Here is a 17,031-nt window from a genome sequence, read left to right as displayed (position 1 = left end):
GTCGCCCTCCTCGCCCTGCGTAGGCTCTCGTGCCATGGCTCTCGGGTACGTCCGCCCCGCGCGTCCGGAGGACGCCGGCGAGATCGCACGCCTCCAGCTCGCCACCTGGCGGGCCGCGTACCGCCGGATCCTGCCCCGGCACGTGCTCGACAACCTGGACGAGGCCTACCTCGCCCGGCGGTGGAGCGCCGCGGTGCAGGAGCCGCCCTCGGGCGCGCACCGCGTGCTGGTCGCCGTCGAACAGGCCGAGCAATCGTATCTGGTGGGGTTCGCCGCCTCCGGTCCGGCCGACGCCGAGGCGCTCGCTCCGGGCGAGCCGGCCGACGCGCTCGCCGACGGCGTGGCGGCGGTGACCGACCTGCTGGTCGAGCCGCGCTGGGGCCGGCGCGGGCACGGCAGCCGACTGCTCGCCGCCATGGTCGACCACTGGCGGGAGGACGGCTTCACCCGGGCGGTGGCCTGGACGTTCGACGCCGACGCGGCGACCCGGAAGTTCCTCACCTCGACGGGCTGGGAGCCGGACGGCGCGGGCCGCGCGCTGGACGTGGACGACATGCTGGTCCCCCAGGTCCGCCTGCACGTCGGCGTCCCCGCCGAGCGGGCCGCCTCCTGACTACCCGCTGTCGGGGGTAGCGCCTACCGTGGCGGCATGACGACCGCACCGGCGCCGGCGACGAATGACCTGGAACCGTTCCGGGTCGAGCTGACCGGCTACGCCTACCGGATGCTCGGCTCGGTGTTCGACGCCGAGGACGCGGTGCAGGAGACCCTGCTACGGGCCTGGCGCGCCCGGGACGGCTTCGACGGCCGGTCCAGCCTGCGCACCTGGCTCTACCGGATCGCCACCAACGTCTGCCTCGACCTGCTGCGGGGGCGCGGCCGGCGGGCCCTGCCGGTCGACCTGGGCGGCCCGGTCGCGCCGGTGGCCGAGTCGCTCGGCGCGCCGGCCGGCGACTGGGTCGAGCCGGTGCCGGACGCGGCGGTACTCCCGACCGACCCGGCGGAGCTGGCGGTGGCGCGGGAGTCGGTGCGGCTGGCGTTCGTGGCCGCCCTCCAGCACCTGCCGCCCCGGCAGCGCGCCGTGCTGATCCTGCGGGACGTGCTGCGCTGGCGCGCCGACGAGGTCGCCGACCTGCTCGACGCCACCGTGCCGGCGGTCAACAGCGCGCTCCAGCGGGCCCGGGCGACCCTGGCCGGGGCGCGCGCCGACCGGCGCGCCGGGCCGGATCTCGACCCGGTCGACCGCGACCTGCTCGACCGTTACGTGGACGCCTTCGCACGCTACGACATCGACGCCCTGGTCGCGCTGCTGCGCGCGGACGCGGTGCAGAGCATGCCGCCCTACCCGATGTGGCTGCGTGGCGCGGCCGACATCGGCCGCTGGCTGGCCGGGCCGGGCGCCGGTTGCCGGGGCTCCCGGCTGGTCCGGGTGGCCGCGAACGGCGTCCCGGCGCTGGCGCAGTACCGAGTCGACCCGGCCGGCGGCCACCGGGCCTTCTCGATCAGCCTGCTGGAGTGCGCCGAGGGGCGGATCGCCCGGCTCACCCACTTCCTGGAGCCCCGGCTCTTCCCGCGCTTCGGGCTTCCGGACCGGCTCGATCCCTGACCGGCCGATGAGTTTCCGCCCGGCGCACCGTCCACCCCTGGTAGGCACGACGGAGGCGGCGCACCGGCGGAGTGAGGAGCGGGTCATGTTCAGGGACACGAAGGCGTTCAGCGGGTTCTCGGTCGACGACCCGGACCGCGCGGAGCGGTTCTACACCGACGTCCTGGAGTTGCGGGTGTCCCGGGACGACGCGATGGGCGGCCTGCTGACCCTGCACCTGGCCGGGGACCGGCCGGTGCTGGTCTACCCGAAGCGCGACCACCGGCCGGCCACCTACACGGTGCTCAACTTCCCGGTCCCGGACATCGACCGGGCGGTGGACGAGCTGATCTCGCGCGGGGTGCGGTTCGAGCGCTACGAGGGCATGCCGCAGGACGACAAGGGGGTCATGCGGGGCAACGGCCCGTCGATCGCCTGGTTCACCGACCCGGCCGGCAACGTGTTCTCGGTGCTCCAGGAGAGCTGAGCCGGCTCCGGCGGTCCCGGCACGGGGCGGGACCGCCGGCCGCCGGTCAGCCCTTGTCGGCGCCCTCGTTCGCGCCGCGGACGAAATAACGCTGGAAGATCACGAAGAGCACCGCCACCGGGATGGTGGCGAGCAACGCGGCGCCCAGCTTGAGCGGATACCGGCTGCCTTCGGCCGCCCCGGCGCCGACCGCTGGTGCGGCTACGCCGACCGCTCCCCGGACGGTCGATCATGAAGTTGACGGCGGAGTCGATCTCCTCGACTGCCGCCAACTTCATGATCAACGGGGTGGGGCGGCGGGGTGGGTGGGGGTGAGTTCGGCGACCAGTTCGTCGTCCTCCATGGCGCCCGTCGGGTGGAAGCCCAGGGAGCGGTAGAGGATGGCGGCGGCGGTGTTGTCCGGGTGGTAGCTGAGGCGGATCGGTTGTCCGGCCTTGGCGAGCCAGTCGGTGAGGGTCCGGACGACGGCGCGGCCGACGCCGTGGTCCTGCTCGGCGGCGTCGATCACCATGCCGCCGATCCAGCGGGAGCCGTCGTCGTCCACGCCCCACATGACGTGCCCGACCACCGTCTCGTCCGCGTGGACGGCGAGCGAGGTCCAGACGTCCGAGCGCATGGTCAGCACCAGGTAGCGGGCGGCCAGCGCCGGCACGAAGGCGCGCTGGTCGTCGCGGGGCGCCACGTCGGCCACCGCCCGCCAGTTGTCGTCGTCCACCGGCCGCAGGGTCACCCGGCGGCCGGCGCGGTCACGCAGCGCGGAATCGATCACGGCGGTCAGCCTAGGTCCGGCCCGCCCACCGAGCCATGGCTTTCCCCGAGCCATCGCTTTCCCCGGAGCCCCGGAGTCGCCCCAGAATCCGGATCGCCGAGGTGGCGTGTGCCGGCCTCCGCCACCCCGGCGCGCCGGAGTTGATCAAGGTCCGGCGCGGGTCGTCAGCCGGCGGGCGCGGTCGCGGCGGCGTCCAGGTAGGGGCGGGGGTCGCCGGCGCCGAGGTCGGTGATCCCGGCGCTGTGCAGGGCACCGATGGCCAGGGTGCGGCGCACGGCGGCGAAGGTGATCACGTGGCCGATCGTGCCGCCCAGCGTGTGGGTGGTCGGCGGCGAGCAGGTGGTGTCCACGAAGGTGTCGGCGAGGGTGCCGGCGGCCAGCGTCCGGGCCACGAAGGCCCGCCAGTCCCGGCCGGCGACCGCGTGCCGGGCGGCCAGCCCGGACACCGACCGGTCGCTCTCGTCGGGCCACTCGCCGCCGCGCAGCGCCGAGAGCCAGTGCTCCTCCTGGGTGACCATGGCGTTGATCAGCGAGCGGAGGGTGGGCCCCTCGTCGATGGTCTCCACGGACACGGTGACGGGCCGGTCGAGCATCTCGTCGTCGAGGGCGCCGGCGCGGTCGATGATCGCGGTGAGGGTCTCGACGTGGTGGTCGACCAGGTGTTGGAGAACGTTCATCGGAGTCTCCTGACGTGCCGCCGGCAGCCGCAGGCCACCGGGCGGTTGGAAGTGGACGCCGCTGGGGCAGGGCAGCTCCAGCTCGCGGAAGGTCAACGGCGGGCGCCGCCGGACCGCGGTCGGGGCGATGCCGTACGACCGCTGGAAGGCGCGGGTGAACGCCTCGTGCGAGCCGTACCCGGCCTCGACGGCGATGTCGAGGACGGTCCGGTCGCTGGTGGTGAGCCGGTGTGCCGCGCGCTCGAGGAGCAGCCGGCGGCGCAGCGCGCCCGGCGGTTCCCCGGTGGCCGCGGCGACCAGCCGGTCGAAGTGGAACCGGGACAGGTGGGCTCGGGCGGCCAGACCGGCCGGGCCGGCCTCCGGATCGTCGAGCGCGACCTGGAGCCAGTCGAGGAGGCCGGTGAGTCCGTCCGTCTGGGTCATGTGGACAGCCTGCACCCGCCGGCGGCCGCGCCGCTTGATCGCCGTTGCGCACCTGCGCCCCGCCCGCGGGCGGCCGCCGTCAGGGGTACGGCCGCCCGGGGGCGCGGCGGGAGTCAGTCGAGCAGGGCGTCCAGGCCGACGGTGAGGCCCGGCCGGCGGCGCACCTCGCGGACCGCCAGCAGCACGCCGGGCATGAACGAGGCCCGGTCGTAGGAGTCGTGCCGGATGGTCAGCGTCTCGCCGGTGGTGCCGAAGAGCACCTCCTGGTGGGCGACCAGGCCGGTGGCGCGGACGGCGTGCACGCGTACCCCGTCGATCTCGGCGCCGCGGGCGCCGGGCACCTCGTCCCTGGTGGCGTCCGGTGTCGGGCCCAGCCCGGCCTCGGCGCGGGCCTGCGCGACGAGCCGGGCGGTGTGGGTGGCGGTGCCGCTGGGCGCGTCCAGCTTGCGCGGGTGGTGCTGCTCGATGATCTCGACCGACTCGAAGTGCCGGGCCGCGCGGGCGGCGAACTGCATCATCAGCACCGCGCCGATGCCGAAGTTGGGGGCGATCACCACGCCGACGCCGGGCTTGCCGGCCAGCCAGCCGCGCACCTGCTCGAGCCGCTGCTCGGTGAAGCCGGTGGTGCCGACCACCGCGCTGATGCCCTGGTCGATGCACCACTGCAGGTTGTCCATGACGACGTCGGGGGTGGTGAAGTCGACGACCACCTCGGCGCCGGCGTCGGAGACGGCGGAGAGGCCGTCGCCCTGGTCGACCGTCGCCACCAGGTCCAGGTCGCCGGCCGCGTCGACCGCCTTGCAGACCTCCATGCCCATCCGGCCGTGGGCGCCCAGCACGCCGACCCGGATCGCCTCGGCCGGGTTCTTCTCCTGCTCGTCAGTCACGGGGGACAACCTATCCCAATCGGGACGCGGCCACCCCTACGGACCGGGGAGCGGGACGGGAGTCCCGGCCGGTCAGCGCGTGGTGAAGGCCGACTCGTCGAACGGGCCGACCACGGCGAGGGACATCGGCCGGCCGAGCAGCTCGGCGGCGAGGCCGTTGACGTCGTCCAGGGTCACCGCGTCGACCCGGGCCAGCAGCTCGTCCACCGGCATCAGGTTGCCGTAGAGCAGCTCGCCCTTGGCCAGCCGGCTCATCCGGGAGCCGGTGTCCTCCAGGCCGAGGACGAAGGAGCCCTTGCTCATCCCCTTGCCCCGGGCCAGCTCGGCCTCGGTGATCCCGGTGGCGGCCACCCGGTGCAGCTCGGCCCGGGTCAGGTCCAGCACCTCGTCCACCTTGCCGGGGGCGCAGCCGGCGTAGACGGCGAACAGGCCGCTGTCGGCGTACTGGCTGGCGTAGGAGTAGACCGAGTAGGCCAAGCCGCGCTGCTCGCGGATCTCCTGGAACAGCCGGCTGGACATGCCGCCGCCGAGCACGTTGTTGAGCACCCCGAGGGCGAAGCGCCGCTCGTCGAGGCGGTCGATGCCGGGGCAGCCGAGGATGACGTGCGCCTGCTCGGTCTCCTTCGGCTCCACCAGGGTGGCGGCCGGCTCGGTGCGTACCGCCGGGGTGGCCGACCGGTACGGGGCCGGCGTGGCCGCGTCGGTGTCCAGCGGGGTGCCGCGCAGCGCCTGCCGGACCAGCTTGACCACGGCGGCGTGGTCGAGGTTGCCGGCGGCGGCGATGACGATCTGCGGCGCGGTGTAGTGGCGGCGGTAGAAGGTCTGGATCTGCCGCCGGGTCATCGGGGTGACCGTCTCCTCGGTGCCGGAGATCAGCCGGCCGAGGGGGTGGTCGCCGTAGACGGCGCGGGCGAAGAGGTCGTGCACCTCGTCGCCGGGCTCGTCGTCGTGCATGGCGATCTCTTCGAGGATGACCCCGCGCTCGGTCTCCACGTCGGCGGCGGCCAGCACCGAGTCGGCGACCAGGTCGCACATGACGTCGATGGCCAGCGGCAGGTCCTCGTCCAGCACCCGCGCGTAGTAGCAGGTGTATTCCTTGGTGGTGAAGGCGTTGGTCTCGCCGCCCACCGCCTCGATCTCCGAGGAGATCTCCAGCGCGCCGCGCTTGTTGGTGCCCTTGAAGAGCAGGTGCTCCAGGAAGTGCGCGGCGCCGGCCTGCGGCCCGGTCTCGTCGCGGGAGCCGACCGCCACCCAGACGCCGAACGAGACGCTGCGCATCGCCGGGATCGCCTCGGTGAGCACTCGCAGGCCGCTGGGGAGCACGGTGCGGCGGACGGTGCCGCCCAGCGGGTCGTCGCTGAGCGTACGGGTGACCGCCCGGGCCGCTCCGCCCGCGGGGCGCGCGACCCCGGACGACGTCACCCCCCGTCGAGCCGCAGGGGAGGACGAACGCCGGGTCCGACTCACGAGGAACCTGCTCTCAGTTCGACGAGGGGTGGGTGGTGCGGGGGTGACGAACGACGGCTCCAGCGCGTCTCCGACAACTCCAGCTCGGCGCGGCTGACGCCGCGCGGCGACCTGGAGCCGTCGCTGGAGCAGTCACCGGCCGGGTGACGCCATTGGCGTCACCCGGCCGCTGAGTGGATCAGCTGTGCCGGGTCCGGCGCCGCGGACGGCCGTCGCCGCCGCCCTCGCCGCCACCCTCGCCGCGCTCCGGGCCGCGGCCGCCGCGCTCGCGGTCGCCGCCGCGCTCACGGTCGCCGCGGTCCCGCGGGCCACGGTCGCCGCCGCGGTCCCGGCCGGCCGGACGCTCGCCGCCCTCGCCCTCGCCCTCGGCCTCGGCCGCGGCCGGCGCCTCGGCGCCCTCCGGGCGGACCTTGTCCAGGTAGATCTTGCCGCGCTGGTCGATGTCGGCGATCTCGACCTCGACCCTGTCGCCGACGTTGAGGAAGTCCTCGACCTTCTCGACCCGCTTGCCGTCGCCCACCTTGGAGATGTGCAGCAGGCCGTCGCGGCCCGGGAGCAGCGAGATGAAGGCGCCGAACGCGGCGGTCTTCACCACGGTGCCGAGGAACCGGTCGCCGACCTTCGGCAGCGTCGGGTTGGCGATCGCGTTGATCCGCTCGACCGCGGCCTGGGCCGACGGGCCGTTGGTCGCGCCGACGTAGATGGTGCCGTCGTCCTCGATGGAGATCTCGGCGCCGGTCTCGTCCTGGATGGCGTTGATGGTCTGGCCCTTCGGGCCGATCACCATGCCGATCTTGTCGACCGGGATCTTCACGGTGGTGACCCGCGGGGCGTAGTCCGACATCTCGGCCGGGGCCTCGATGGCCCGCTGCATCACGTCGAGGATGGTCTGCCGGGCCTCGTTCGCCTGCTGGAGCGCGGCGGCCAGCACGTCCGACGGGATGCCGTCGAGCTTGGTGTCGAGCTGCAGCGCGGTGACGAAGTCCCGGGTGCCGGCGACCTTGAAGTCCATGTCGCCGAACGCGTCCTCGGCGCCGAGGATGTCGGTCAGCGTCACGTACTGGGTCTTGCCGTCGACCTCGTCGGAGATGAGGCCCATGGCGATGCCGGCGACCGGCGCCTTCAGCGGCACACCGGCCGAGAGCAGGCCCAGCGTCGAGGCGCAGACCGAGCCCATCGAGGTGGAGCCGTTGGAGCCGAGCGCCTCGGAGACCTGCCGGATGGCGTAGGGGAACTCCTCGCGCGACGGCAGCACCGGGATCAGCGCCCGCTCCGCGAGAGCGCCGTGACCGATCTCGCGCCGCTTCGGCGAGCCGACCCGGCCGGTCTCACCGGTCGAGTACGGCGGGAAGTTGTAGTTGTGCATGTAGCGCTTGCGGTTCTCCGGGGACAGCGTGTCCACCATCTGCTCCATGCGCAGCATGTTCAGCGTGGTGACGCCCAGGATCTGGGTCTCGCCCCGCTCGAACAGCGCCGAGCCGTGCACCCGCGGCAGCACGCCGACCTCGGCGGTCAGCGGACGGATGTCGCGCGGGCCGCGGCCGTCGATGCGGACCTGCTCGCGCAGCACCCGGTTGCGCACCTCGGACTTGGTCAGCGAGCGGAAGGCGGCGGAGAGTTCCTTCTCGCGGCCCTCGAAACGCGGGCCGAGCTCCTCGGCGACCTTGGCCTTGACCCGGTCCAGGGCCTCCTCACGGGCCGCCTTGCCGGCGATCTTGAGGGCCTCGGCGACCTCGGCGCGGGCCAGGTCGGCCACCGCCTCGTACGCGTCGTCGGAGTAGTCCAGGAAGACCGGGAACTCGGCGACCGGCTTGGCGGCCACCTCGGCCAGCTCGCTCTGCGCGCGGCACAGCTCGCGGATCGCCGGCTTGGCGGCCTCCAGGCCGCTGGCCACGATCTCCTCGGTCGGGGCGGTGGCGCCGTCCGCGATCAGGGCCACGGCGTGCGGCGTGGCCTCGGCCTCGACCATCATGATCGCGACGTCGCCGTCGGCCAGGGCCCGGCCGGCCACGACCATGTCGAAGGTGGCCCGGGCCAGCTCCTCCAGGGTCGGGAAGGCGACCCACTGGCCGTCGACGTGCGCGACCCGGGTCGCGCCGATCGGGCCGGAGAACGGCAGGCCGGAGAGCTTGGTGGACATCGAGGCGGCGTTGATCGCCACCACGTCGTACGGGTGCTGCGGGTCGAGCGCCAGCACGGTCTCGACGACCTGGACCTCGTTGCGCAGGCCCTTGACGAACGACGGGCGCAGCGGCCGGTCGATCAGCCGGCAGGTGAGGATGGCGTCCTCGCTGGGCCGGCCCTCGCGGCGGAAGAACGAGCCGGGGATCCGGCCCGCGGCGTACATCCGCTCCTCGACGTCGACGGTCAGCGGGAAGAAGTCGAACTGCTCCCGGGGCTGCTTGCCGGCGGTGGTGGCGGAGAGGACGACCGTCTCGCCCAGCTGGGCGATGACGGAGCCGGCGGCCTGACGGGCGAGCCGGCCGGTGGAGAAGGTGATCTCGCGGGTGCCGAACGACCCGTTGTCGATCACGGCGGTGCGGGATTCGGTGCCGAGGTTGGTCTCGGTCATGTGCTGTGGTGCTCCTTCGCGTCGTCGGCCCACGACACGGGGAACTGCTCAGGCGGCCGGTCTTCGATCGAAGCGCCCGGGTGGCCGGCATGATGCCGGGATTCCCGGGGGCCACTACCGGAGACCGGTGCTGACCTGCTCCCTCTCGGGTTGTCGCGCGGCCGGATTCTTCGGTGGTACCGGAACGGGGGAGCGGCCGAGTGGCCACTCCCCCGTCGCGTCATCGGCGCAGGCCGAGCCGCTCGATGAGCGACCGGTAGCGGTTGATGTCCTTCTTCTGGACGTAGTTGAGCAGCCGGCGGCGACGGCCGACCAGCAGCAGCAGCCCGCGGCGGCTGTGGTGGTCGTGCTTGTGCACCTTCAGGTGCTCGGTGAGCTCAGCGATCCGCTTGGTGAGGACCGCGACCTGCACCTCCGGCGAACCGGTGTCGCCCTCGGCGGTCGCGTACTCCGCACGGATCTTGGCCTTGGCTTCCTGGTCGAGCGCCATGTTCTCCCTGTTTCGTGGAACGTTCGATGAGGTCCGTCGGATCGGTCGGAGTGACCGGGGAACGGACCGGTTCCTCGCACCCGCGGCGTCGTGCAGGCACGCGAGGCCCCACGTCGGTCAGCCGACGTCCCCGCCAGACTACCAGCCCGACGGGGAACCGCCCGGTGAAGGGCCGCGAAGCGCCCGGGGGGCGCTCCGGCACGCTCAGCCGACCGCCCGGCGGGTCCGCTCCACGTCCTCGGCGATCTGGGCCACCAGCGGCTCGATCGCGTCGTACGTCCGTTGTTCCCGCAGGTGCGCCACGAAGTCCAGGGCCAGCCGCTCGCCGTAGAGGTCGCCGGTGAAGTCCAGCGCGTACGCCTCCACCCGGCGCTCCCGGCCGGAGAAGGTCGGGTTGGTGCCGATGGAGACCGCCGCGGCCAGCGGCTCCCCGCCCCGGCGCACCAGCCGGGCCGCGTACACCCCGTCGGCGGGGATCGCCGCGTACCGGTGGGTCAGCAGGTTGGCGGTCGGATAGCCCAGTTCCCGCCCGCGCTGGTCACCGCGGACCACCACGCCCTCCACCCGGTGCGGCCGGCCCAGCGCGGCGGCCGCCGCGGTCACGTCCCCCGCGTCGACGCAGGAGCGGATGTAGGTCGAGGAGAAGACCGTGCCCGCCTCGGCGACCAGCGGGCCGCCCTCCACGCCGAAACCGAAGGTGCGGCCCAGCCGCTCCAGCAGCGCCACGTCGCCGGCCGCCCTGTGCCCGAACCGGAAGTTGGCGCCGACCACCACGAGCGCGGCGTGCAGGTGCTCGACCAGGATGTCGTGCACGAACTCCTCGGCCGGCAGCCGGGAGAACTCCGGAGTGAACGGCACCACGCAGAGCACGTCGACGCCGAGCGCCTCGATCAGCTCCGCCTTGCGGGCCGGCTCGGTCAGCACGGCCGGGTGCGAGCCGGGGCGCACCACCTCGGCCGGGTGCGGGTCGAAGGTCACCACCACCGACTTGACGCCCAGCTCGCGGGCGCGCGCCACGGCGTGGCCGATGGTCGCCTGGTGGCCCTTGTGCACGCCGTCGAAGACGCCGATGGTGACCACCGACCGTCCCCAGCCGCCGGGCGCCGCCTCGTACCCCCGCCACCGCTGCATGCCGCTCCTCCCCTGTCCGCCCACACGCCGTCAGGCGGGGGCCAGCACGATCTCCGCGCGGGCCCGCCCGTCCCGCTCGCTGACGATAGCGATCAACCCGCCGTCCGGGCCGAAGACCGCGTACGGCCCGGCGATGCCCGCCGGGTCCAGCGGCCCGCCGTGGGAGAGCACCTTCGCCTCCTCGGGCGTGGCGTCCCGGCGCGGGAAGAACCGGCCGGCGGCCGCGTCCAGCGGCAGGTTCACCACCTCCGGCGCGCGCTGCTCCAGCGCGTCGAGGGTGGCCGCCTCGGCCAGGGTGAACCCGCCGACCGCGGTGCGGCGCAGCGCGGTGAGGTGGCCGCCGACCCCGAGCGCCAGGCCCGCGTCCCGGGCGATGGCCCGGATGTACGTCCCGGACGAGCAGGTCACGTCCACGTCCACGTCCACCACGTCCGGGGTGTCCCGGCGGATCGCCAGCACGTCCAGCCGGGAGATGGTGACCCGCCGGGCCGGCAGGTCGACGCTCTCCCCCTCACGCACCCGCTTGTACGCCCGCTGCCCGTCGATCTTGATGGCGCTGACCGCGCTGGGCACCTGGTCGACCTCGCCGGTGAGCGCGGCGAGCGCCGCGCGGACCGCATCGTCGGTGACCGCCCCGGCGGGGGTGCTGGCGATCACGTCGCCCTCCGCGTCGTCGGTGACCGTCGCCTGGCCGAGCCGGATTGTCGCGGTGTAGCTCTTGCCCGCGCCGATCACGTAGGTGAGCAGCCGGGTGGCGCGGCCCACACCGATCACCAGCACGCCGGTGGCCATCGGGTCCAGCGTGCCGCCGTGGCCGACCCGCCGGGTCCGGGCCAGCCGCCGGATCCGGGCCACCACGTCGTGCGACGTCATGCCGCCGGGCTTGTCGACCACGATCAGACCGTCTGTGCTCACGACCGCCAAGCCTGCCAGACGGCGGTGATCGCCCCTGCGGGGGATACCGCCCTGATCGAACCGGGTGTCAAGATCATGCGCCCCTCGCCCCACTCCTGCCCGGGAAGCATGATGAGCAGCGACGACCTCACCCCCGAGCCACCGCGGCTCGACCGCCCCTCACCCGGCCCGGAGGAGATCCCCGACTGGGTACGCCAACTCGAGCGGGACATCCGGGTCGGCCCGGCCACCCGGCTGCGCATCTGGTTCGGCCGGCACGCCCGCGGGCTGCGCGTCGGCGTCGGCGCGGTGCTGGTGCTCGCGCTGCTGGCCTACCTCGCCCCGGCCGGATACCGGTACGTCCGGCGCCCCGCCGAGCAGCCCCGGGCGTACCCGACGGTGAGCCCGCCCCCCGGCATCCAGGCGACCACCTCCGCCTCGCCGCCCCCGGCCGCCGGCCCGTTCGACGGCACCCCGGCGGCCGCGTACCCCGAGGGAGCGGCCGGGATCACGCTGCCCCCGGCGAAGGCGACCGGCGACTTCACCGCGAAGCAGGTGTCGGCCGCGCTCACGAAGATCCGGGCCGCCCTGGTGACCGCCCGGCTCGACCGCGCGTTCATGACGGCGAAGGACCGGGAGCGGCTGGTGCGGCAGTTCGCCCCGGACGAGCGCCGTTACGTCCGGGCGGACCTCACCGACGCCGTCTTCGCCAACCTCGCGACCCGGCTCGCGCCCGGGGCCCGGCTGCTGCCGGACCAGCCCCGGGTGAAGGGCCGGATCACCTACCGGGCGACCCGGAACGAACAGGGGACCCGGGTGCTCGAGGTGACCACCAACTTCGTCTGGGCGTACGCCTTCCACGGCCCGCAGGTGGTGCCCGGCGACGGGGTGGTGGTCGTGCACGACACGCTGGTCTGGCACGTGCCGCACCCGGGCGACGTCCCGGCCCGCGCGAACGGTCTCTGGCTCCGGGACATGCGCTCGTACGCCGCCAACATCGACTGCGCGGCCTCCGACAAGGGACTGCTGAATGTCGGCACGTGGCACGACGGGAAGGTGGTCGCCACCCCCACGCCGGACCCCGACTCTCTCTACGACCCCGACCGCTCGCTGGACATCCCGGACACCTGCTGACCCGGCCAGGAGCACGGGGTCGCGGCGTGGACCCCGTTCCGGCACACTGCCGCCACCCCCTTCGTCGCCCCACCCCCAGGAGCCCCGAGTGAGCACCACCCCGCCGTCCCACCAGCACCGCCCCCGGGTCGACCTGCCCGACTGGATGCGGAACCCCGAGCCGCCGCGGCGCACCCTCGGCCGCCGCGTCTCCGACTTCGTCGACGGCGTGCCGGCGCTGGCGGCGGCGCGGCGCCGGCTCTGGGCGTGGCGGGACCGCACCCGGTTCAGCGAGCGGCACCCGGTGGTCTCCGCCATCACGTCCTTCGTGGTGGTGGCCGTGGTGGCCACCACCCTGGTGGTCGGCACGCTCTACCTGCTTTACAAGATCACGAACCGCGAGATCTGACCGGACGCGCCCTTCCGGGTGCGACGACCAACCCTCCGTATGTCTGGGATGCCTGATGACCACCGAAGACGAGACCGCCCCGCCGACGGCCCCGGACCGGGACACCGTCGCCACCCGCGGTGACGCTGTCCGGCTGCCGAGCTGGATGACCGGCGAGGACGCGGCGACGCCGCTGACCCGCGGGGAACGGGCCCGGCTGGCCTGGGCCCGGCAGAGCGGGAAACGCCACGCCGCCGTCGTCGTGCTGATCGCGCTGGCGCTGGTCGGCGGAGCAGCCACGCTCGGCCGGGTCACGGTCGAGCGGATCCGGGCCGGCACGTCCCGGCCCGCGGCGTCTCCCACGCCGTCGCCGGTGCCGCTGAGTCAGGTCGGCGAGCCGCGCGACCTCTTCGCCGGCACCGTCGCGGCGGACTACGCGGTCGGCGAGGCGGGGATCACGCTGCCCCGGGCCGCCGCGCAGGGACCGTTCACCGCCCGGGAGGTGACCGCGGCCCTGACCCAGGTCCGGTCCGCGCTGGTGGCGGCCCGGCTCGACACCAGCATGATCGTCGGTGACCCGGAGCCGTTCCTGGCACTCCTGGCACCGGCCGCCCGCCGGGAACGGATCCACGACTTCGACGGCGACACCTTCCTGCACTACGCCACGCGGATCGGGTCCCAGGACCGGGCCGAGGAGGTCAGGACCCGGGGGACGATGCGCTACCGGGCCACCACGAACGAGAACGGCGTCCCGGTGCTGGAGATCACCACCGAGTACGTCTGGTTGTACGCCTTCGACGTGCCGCGCACGACGCCCGGCGCGGCGGGCCTGGCGGCGATCCGCGACAAGGTCGTGTGGCACGTGCCCCGGCCGGACGCGCTGCCGGCCGCGGAGCGAGGGCTCTGGCTGGTCTCGGCGGAGGCGAGCACCAGTAACGTCGACTGTGCCCGGTTGGCGGAGGGCTTCTTGACGGTGGAGCCGTGGATGGGCGGGCCGGGGTCGTTCAAGCCGTGTTGACGGTCAGCGGACCGCGCCGACCACCGCCCAGCCGCCGGAGCGCAGCCGCAGCAGCAGGGCGACCAGCCGGAGCACCACGAACAGGGTCAGCCCGGCCCAGATCCCGCCCAGCCCGAGGTTGAGCCCGTAGGCCAGCCAGATGGCCGGCAGGAAGCCGCCCAGCGCCGCCACGATGGTGAGGTTGCGCAGGTAGCGGACGTCCCCCGCGCCGATCAGCACGCCGTCCAGGGCGAACACCACGCCGCCGATCGGCTGGAGCGCGACGAACCAGGGCCAGGCGACCATGGCCTGCTCGCGTACCTCAGGATCGGAGCTGAACCACGACGGCACCAGGCCGGCCCCGGCGGCGATGAGCACCGCGAACGCCACCCCGCAGAGGCCGCCGAGCAGGGCGATCCGCCGGGCGAGGGCGCGCGCCGCGGCGGCCTCGCCGGCGCCGAGCGCCGCGCCGATCAGCGACTGCGCGGCGATCGCCAGGGCGTCCAGCACCAGGGCGGTGAAGAACCAGAGTTGTACGGCGATCTGGTGCGCGCCGACCGCGGCGGCGCCGAACCGGGCGGCCACGGCGGTCGCGGACAGGAAGCTGGCCTGGAAGGCGACGCCCCGGATGAGCAGGTCGCGGCTGAGCGCCAACTGCTGGCCGATCAGCCGGGGCCGGGGGCGCAGCGGGACCTGCTCACGGACCAGTGCCGCCGCGAAGAGGCCACCGGAGAGGGTCTGCGCCAGCGCGTTCGCCACCGCCGAGCCGGCCAGGCCGAGCCCGGCCGGATAGACCAGCAGCGGGCAGAGCAGCGCGGAGAGCAGGTTGGGGGCGAGCACGAAGAGCAGCGGCCGGCGGGTGTCCTGGATGCCGCGCAGCCAGCCGTTGCCGGCCGCCGCGAGCAGCAGGCCGGGCGCGCCGAGCGCCGCGATCCGCAGCCAGGTCGCGGCGGCGTCGGCCACCTCGCCGGGGCCGCCGACGAGGGTACGCGCCAACCACCCGCCCCCGACCTGCATGGCGAGCGCCACCAGCACTCCGACGCTCAGGGCGAGCCAGGACGCCTGCACGCCCTCGGCCACCGCGGCGGCCCGGTCCCCCGAGCCGAACCGCCGGGCCGACCGCCCGGTGGTGCCGTAGGCGACGACGGTGCCGAGCCAGGCGGTCAGCGTCAGCACCGTGCCGCCGACGGCGAGCGCGGCGAGCGGGACCCGGCCCAGGTGCCCGACGACCGCCGTGTCGACCAGGACGTAGAGCGGCTCGGCGGCGAGCACCACCAGCGCCGGCAGGGCGAGCGCGGCGATCCGCCGGGCCGTGGCGGACTGGGTGGCGGAGGCGACGGTCTGACTCATCGCCGCCGATCCTGGCACGCACCCAGTAAGGAACGCAACCCCGACCATCACTTACCGGTCCGGCCGCGTCCTTCCGTCGATCATGAAGTTGGCGGCGGTCTGGATCTCCGAATCCGCCGTCAACCTCATGATCGATGGGGCGGGGCGGGGAGGGTGGCCAGCCAGCGGCGGATCTGGCGGCGGGTGCGGAGGTGGGCCACCGGGAGGGTGGGGGCGGTGTTCCGGAGGGCGGCGAAGATGCGGGGGCGCGAGCGACGGGGGTAGTTCCAGACGTACCGGACGAACTCGAGGTCGATCTGCTCGGGGCAGCCCTCCGGGCGGTCGGGCCGGGGCGTCGCCCGGTACGCCCAGCGGCGGCGCAGCACCCGGACCAGGCAGCGCAGCCGGGGCGGGTCGCAGAGCACCAGGAGGTCGGCGTGGGGCAGGCGGAGATCGAGGGTGCCGCCGTAGTTGCCGTCCATCACCCAGGCCGGGCGGGCGGCGAGCGCGGCGACCTCGGCGCGGAAGTCGGCCTCCCCGGCGGGCACCCAGCCGGGAAGCCAGTAGTGCCGGTCGAGGTGGATCAGCGGCAGGTCGAGCCGGCGGGCGACCTCGCGGGAGAGCGTGCTCTTGCCGGCGCCCGCGCTGCCGACGATCAGGATGCGGCGCACCGGGCGACGGTAGCGCCGGACGCGAGCACGGGGCGACCGGAGCGGCGGTGACGTCGTGGCTACGGCGTCACCGCCGGGCGGCCACCGTCACTGACGGGTGTCCATCGAGGTCTGCAGAGCGCGGCGCATCTGCTCGCGCGCCTCGTCGGTGGTGTTCTCGGTCTGCGGCTTGCGCTTGGTCGCCATGGGAGTTCCCTTCCAGGGTGCGGACCACCGACGCACGGCGGCCCTGAGGGCGATCCGACACTCCAGCTCAACCTGGAGCCGTCGGTCTGCTGAGCGCCGGCAGCGGTCCGGGATCACCGGAGCGGCTCCCTGGCAGCGTGAGCCCGGGTCGGTCTGACCCTGGAGGGAGGCGGCACCGGGTGTGGCACCACCGCCCGTGACCAGCGCCGAAACGCCGGCCCCACCCAAATTAACGTTCACTTTCCACATGCTGCCCACTGTTCCCGCGATACGGACAGCACGGAGCGTGTCGGGGTGTGGCTCAGCGGGCCAGGAAGTGCCAGCCCAGCCACCACCAGAAACCGAACAGGCCGATCCGCCCGACCGGGACCGGCCCGACCTCGTAGCGCATCACGAAGGCGCAGACGTCGGCCAGGGACGGGATCCGCGAGCCCTCCCGCCGGGCGGCCCACTCGACGCCCGCGAAGAGCAGCAGCGCGGCCAGGAAGCCGCCGATCGCCAGGGCGCGCATCATCGGCGGACCAGTCCCCAGAAGGCGGTCAGCCAGGCGAACCAGGCCGCCGAGCGGACCAGCTGGTCCTCCAGCATCGGGTCGGCCAGCCGGGAGAAGGTGGGGAACTCGTCCCCCACGGACAGCACGAAGGTGGCGCCCTCCAGGACCCCGAAGACGGTGACCGGCAGCAGCCACCAGAGCGTGCCGGGCGGCAGCCGACGCGGCGCCGGCCGCCGGGGCGGCACCCGGTTGCTCAGGCCGACCCAGATCAACGCCCCGCCGGTGCCCAGGGTGTAGAGGTTGGCCGCGGTGGAGAAGGACGGCATCTGCCCGCCGACCAGGGAGAGGCAGATCAACACCGGCACGGAGACGACCGGCCGGTCCCAGACCCGGGGCGCCTCGACGGTGAGCTCACGGGGGTGATCCATCACCCGATTGTCCCCAGCGTCACGGAACGCCGGAAGACCGGCAC

General features: G+C 74.1%; 18 protein-coding genes. 6 read left to right on the top strand and 12 right to left on the bottom strand.

The window, feature by feature from the left end; translation table 11 throughout:
• Nucleotides 1–34: 34 nt before the first annotated feature.
• From AC0OLQ_RS08890 to AC0OLQ_RS08880, 3 genes are all read left to right on the top strand, one after another.
• Nucleotides 35–613: a GNAT family N-acetyltransferase gene (locus AC0OLQ_RS08890; protein WP_484530932.1), complete on the top strand. Its 579-nt coding sequence runs from the start codon at nucleotides 35–37 to the stop codon at nucleotides 611–613.
• Between the two features lie 36 nt (nucleotides 614–649).
• Nucleotides 650–1,606 (top strand): sigma-70 family RNA polymerase sigma factor, encoded by a 957-nt coding sequence (locus tag AC0OLQ_RS08885; protein ID WP_484530931.1) that lies wholly within the window; start codon nucleotides 650–652, stop codon nucleotides 1,604–1,606.
• 85 nt (nucleotides 1,607–1,691) lie between these two features.
• Complete coding sequence (locus AC0OLQ_RS08880) at nucleotides 1,692–2,072, top strand: VOC family protein (RefSeq protein WP_484530930.1); 381 nt, start codon at nucleotides 1,692–1,694, stop codon at nucleotides 2,070–2,072.
• Between the two features lie 280 nt (nucleotides 2,073–2,352).
• Here the strand turns inward: AC0OLQ_RS08880 and AC0OLQ_RS08875 are convergent, their stop codons facing one another.
• From AC0OLQ_RS08875 to truB, 8 genes are all read right to left on the bottom strand, one after another.
• Entirely contained in the window at nucleotides 2,353–2,841 is a 489-nt protein-coding gene (locus tag AC0OLQ_RS08875; RefSeq protein ID WP_484530929.1) for a GNAT family N-acetyltransferase, read from the bottom strand.
• Nucleotides 2,842–3,005: 164 nt separating this feature from the next.
• Nucleotides 3,006–3,941 (bottom strand): helix-turn-helix domain-containing protein, encoded by a 936-nt coding sequence (locus tag AC0OLQ_RS08870; RefSeq protein ID WP_484530928.1) that lies wholly within the window; start codon nucleotides 3,939–3,941, stop codon nucleotides 3,006–3,008.
• Nucleotides 3,942–4,054: 113 nt separating this feature from the next.
• Nucleotides 4,055–4,828 carry a 4-hydroxy-tetrahydrodipicolinate reductase gene (dapB, locus tag AC0OLQ_RS08865; RefSeq protein ID WP_484530927.1) on the bottom strand — a complete coding sequence of 258 codons (774 nt, stop codon included), beginning with the start codon at nucleotides 4,826–4,828 and terminating at the stop codon, nucleotides 4,055–4,057.
• 72 nt (nucleotides 4,829–4,900) lie between these two features.
• Nucleotides 4,901–6,250 (bottom strand): M16 family metallopeptidase, encoded by a 1,350-nt coding sequence (locus AC0OLQ_RS08860; RefSeq protein WP_484530926.1) that lies wholly within the window; start codon nucleotides 6,248–6,250, stop codon nucleotides 4,901–4,903.
• Nucleotides 6,251–6,473: 223 nt separating this feature from the next.
• Nucleotides 6,474–8,867, bottom strand: coding sequence for a polyribonucleotide nucleotidyltransferase (locus tag AC0OLQ_RS08855; RefSeq protein WP_484530925.1), 2,394 nt, complete (start codon nucleotides 8,865–8,867; stop codon nucleotides 6,474–6,476).
• 220 nt (nucleotides 8,868–9,087) lie between these two features.
• Nucleotides 9,088–9,357 (bottom strand): 30S ribosomal protein S15, encoded by a 270-nt coding sequence (gene rpsO / locus AC0OLQ_RS08850; RefSeq protein WP_043962418.1) that lies wholly within the window; start codon nucleotides 9,355–9,357, stop codon nucleotides 9,088–9,090.
• A gap of 204 nt (nucleotides 9,358–9,561) precedes the next feature.
• Nucleotides 9,562–10,488 carry a bifunctional riboflavin kinase/FAD synthetase gene (locus AC0OLQ_RS08845; RefSeq protein WP_357338271.1) on the bottom strand — a complete coding sequence of 309 codons (927 nt, stop codon included), beginning with the start codon at nucleotides 10,486–10,488 and terminating at the stop codon, nucleotides 9,562–9,564.
• 30 nt (nucleotides 10,489–10,518) lie between these two features.
• On the bottom strand, nucleotides 10,519–11,403 hold the full coding sequence (gene truB, locus AC0OLQ_RS08840; RefSeq protein ID WP_484530924.1) for a tRNA pseudouridine(55) synthase TruB: 885 nt from the start codon (nucleotides 11,401–11,403) through the stop codon (nucleotides 10,519–10,521).
• A 75-nt stretch (nucleotides 11,404–11,478) separates the two neighbouring features.
• On the opposite strand from truB, the gene AC0OLQ_RS08835 reads away from it, so the two are divergent.
• From AC0OLQ_RS08835 to AC0OLQ_RS08825, 3 genes are all read left to right on the top strand, one after another.
• Nucleotides 11,479–12,516, top strand: coding sequence for a hypothetical protein (locus tag AC0OLQ_RS08835; RefSeq protein WP_484530923.1), 1,038 nt, complete (start codon nucleotides 11,479–11,481; stop codon nucleotides 12,514–12,516).
• A gap of 88 nt (nucleotides 12,517–12,604) precedes the next feature.
• The gene (locus tag AC0OLQ_RS08830) at nucleotides 12,605–12,904 is read left to right on the top strand and encodes a hypothetical protein (RefSeq protein WP_357338264.1); all 300 of its coding nucleotides are present in this window, start codon (nucleotides 12,605–12,607) and stop codon (nucleotides 12,902–12,904) included.
• 55 nt (nucleotides 12,905–12,959) lie between these two features.
• Nucleotides 12,960–13,901: a hypothetical protein gene (locus AC0OLQ_RS08825; RefSeq protein ID WP_484530922.1), complete on the top strand. Its 942-nt coding sequence runs from the start codon at nucleotides 12,960–12,962 to the stop codon at nucleotides 13,899–13,901.
• Nucleotides 13,902–13,904: 3 nt separating this feature from the next.
• Here AC0OLQ_RS08825 and AC0OLQ_RS08820 read toward each other — a convergent pair whose 3' ends face one another.
• The 4 genes from AC0OLQ_RS08820 to AC0OLQ_RS08805 all read right to left on the bottom strand — a co-directional run bounded on the left by AC0OLQ_RS08820 (nucleotide 13,905) and on the right by AC0OLQ_RS08805 (nucleotide 16,987).
• Entirely contained in the window at nucleotides 13,905–15,230 is a 1,326-nt protein-coding gene (locus tag AC0OLQ_RS08820) for an MATE family efflux transporter (protein ID WP_357338257.1), read from the bottom strand.
• 125 nt (nucleotides 15,231–15,355) lie between these two features.
• Entirely contained in the window at nucleotides 15,356–15,880 is a 525-nt protein-coding gene (locus tag AC0OLQ_RS08815; protein ID WP_484530921.1) for a P-loop NTPase family protein, read from the bottom strand.
• Between the two features lie 487 nt (nucleotides 15,881–16,367).
• The gene (locus tag AC0OLQ_RS08810) at nucleotides 16,368–16,577 is read right to left on the bottom strand and encodes a DUF6186 family protein (RefSeq protein WP_357338293.1); all 210 of its coding nucleotides are present in this window, start codon (nucleotides 16,575–16,577) and stop codon (nucleotides 16,368–16,370) included.
• Nucleotides 16,577–16,987, bottom strand: coding sequence for a hypothetical protein (locus tag AC0OLQ_RS08805; protein ID WP_484530920.1), 411 nt, complete (start codon nucleotides 16,985–16,987; stop codon nucleotides 16,577–16,579). The genes AC0OLQ_RS08810 and AC0OLQ_RS08805 overlap by 1 nt, the downstream gene beginning before the upstream one ends.
• Nucleotides 16,988–17,031: the final 44 nt, after the last annotated feature.

This window comes from Micromonospora sp. Utrum1 (assembly GCF_057197805.1).
This window is presented reverse-complemented; position numbering and strand designations above follow the sequence as displayed.

Coding starts and splice junctions, on each gene's coding strand:
- AC0OLQ_RS08890 (WP_484530932.1), top strand. CDS start 35: ATGGCTCTCGGGTACGTCCGCCCCGCGCGTCCGGAGGACGCCGGCGAG.
- AC0OLQ_RS08885 (WP_484530931.1), top strand. CDS start 650: ATGACGACCGCACCGGCGCCGGCGACGAATGACCTGGAACCGTTCCGG.
- AC0OLQ_RS08880 (WP_484530930.1), top strand. CDS start 1,692: ATGTTCAGGGACACGAAGGCGTTCAGCGGGTTCTCGGTCGACGACCCG.
- AC0OLQ_RS08870 (WP_484530928.1), bottom strand. CDS start 3,941: ATGACCCAGACGGACGGACTCACCGGCCTCCTCGACTGGCTCCAGGTC.
- AC0OLQ_RS08855 (WP_484530925.1), bottom strand. CDS start 8,867: ATGACCGAGACCAACCTCGGCACCGAATCCCGCACCGCCGTGATCGAC.
- rpsO (WP_043962418.1), bottom strand. CDS start 9,357: ATGGCGCTCGACCAGGAAGCCAAGGCCAAGATCCGTGCGGAGTACGCG.
- AC0OLQ_RS08845 (WP_357338271.1), bottom strand. CDS start 10,488: ATGCAGCGGTGGCGGGGGTACGAGGCGGCGCCCGGCGGCTGGGGACGG.
- AC0OLQ_RS08835 (WP_484530923.1), top strand. CDS start 11,479: ATGCGCCCCTCGCCCCACTCCTGCCCGGGAAGCATGATGAGCAGCGAC.
- AC0OLQ_RS08825 (WP_484530922.1), top strand. CDS start 12,960: ATGACCACCGAAGACGAGACCGCCCCGCCGACGGCCCCGGACCGGGAC.
- AC0OLQ_RS08820 (WP_357338257.1), bottom strand. CDS start 15,230: ATGAGTCAGACCGTCGCCTCCGCCACCCAGTCCGCCACGGCCCGGCGG.
- AC0OLQ_RS08810 (WP_357338293.1), bottom strand. CDS start 16,577: ATGCGCGCCCTGGCGATCGGCGGCTTCCTGGCCGCGCTGCTGCTCTTC.
- AC0OLQ_RS08805 (WP_484530920.1), bottom strand. CDS start 16,987: ATGGATCACCCCCGTGAGCTCACCGTCGAGGCGCCCCGGGTCTGGGAC.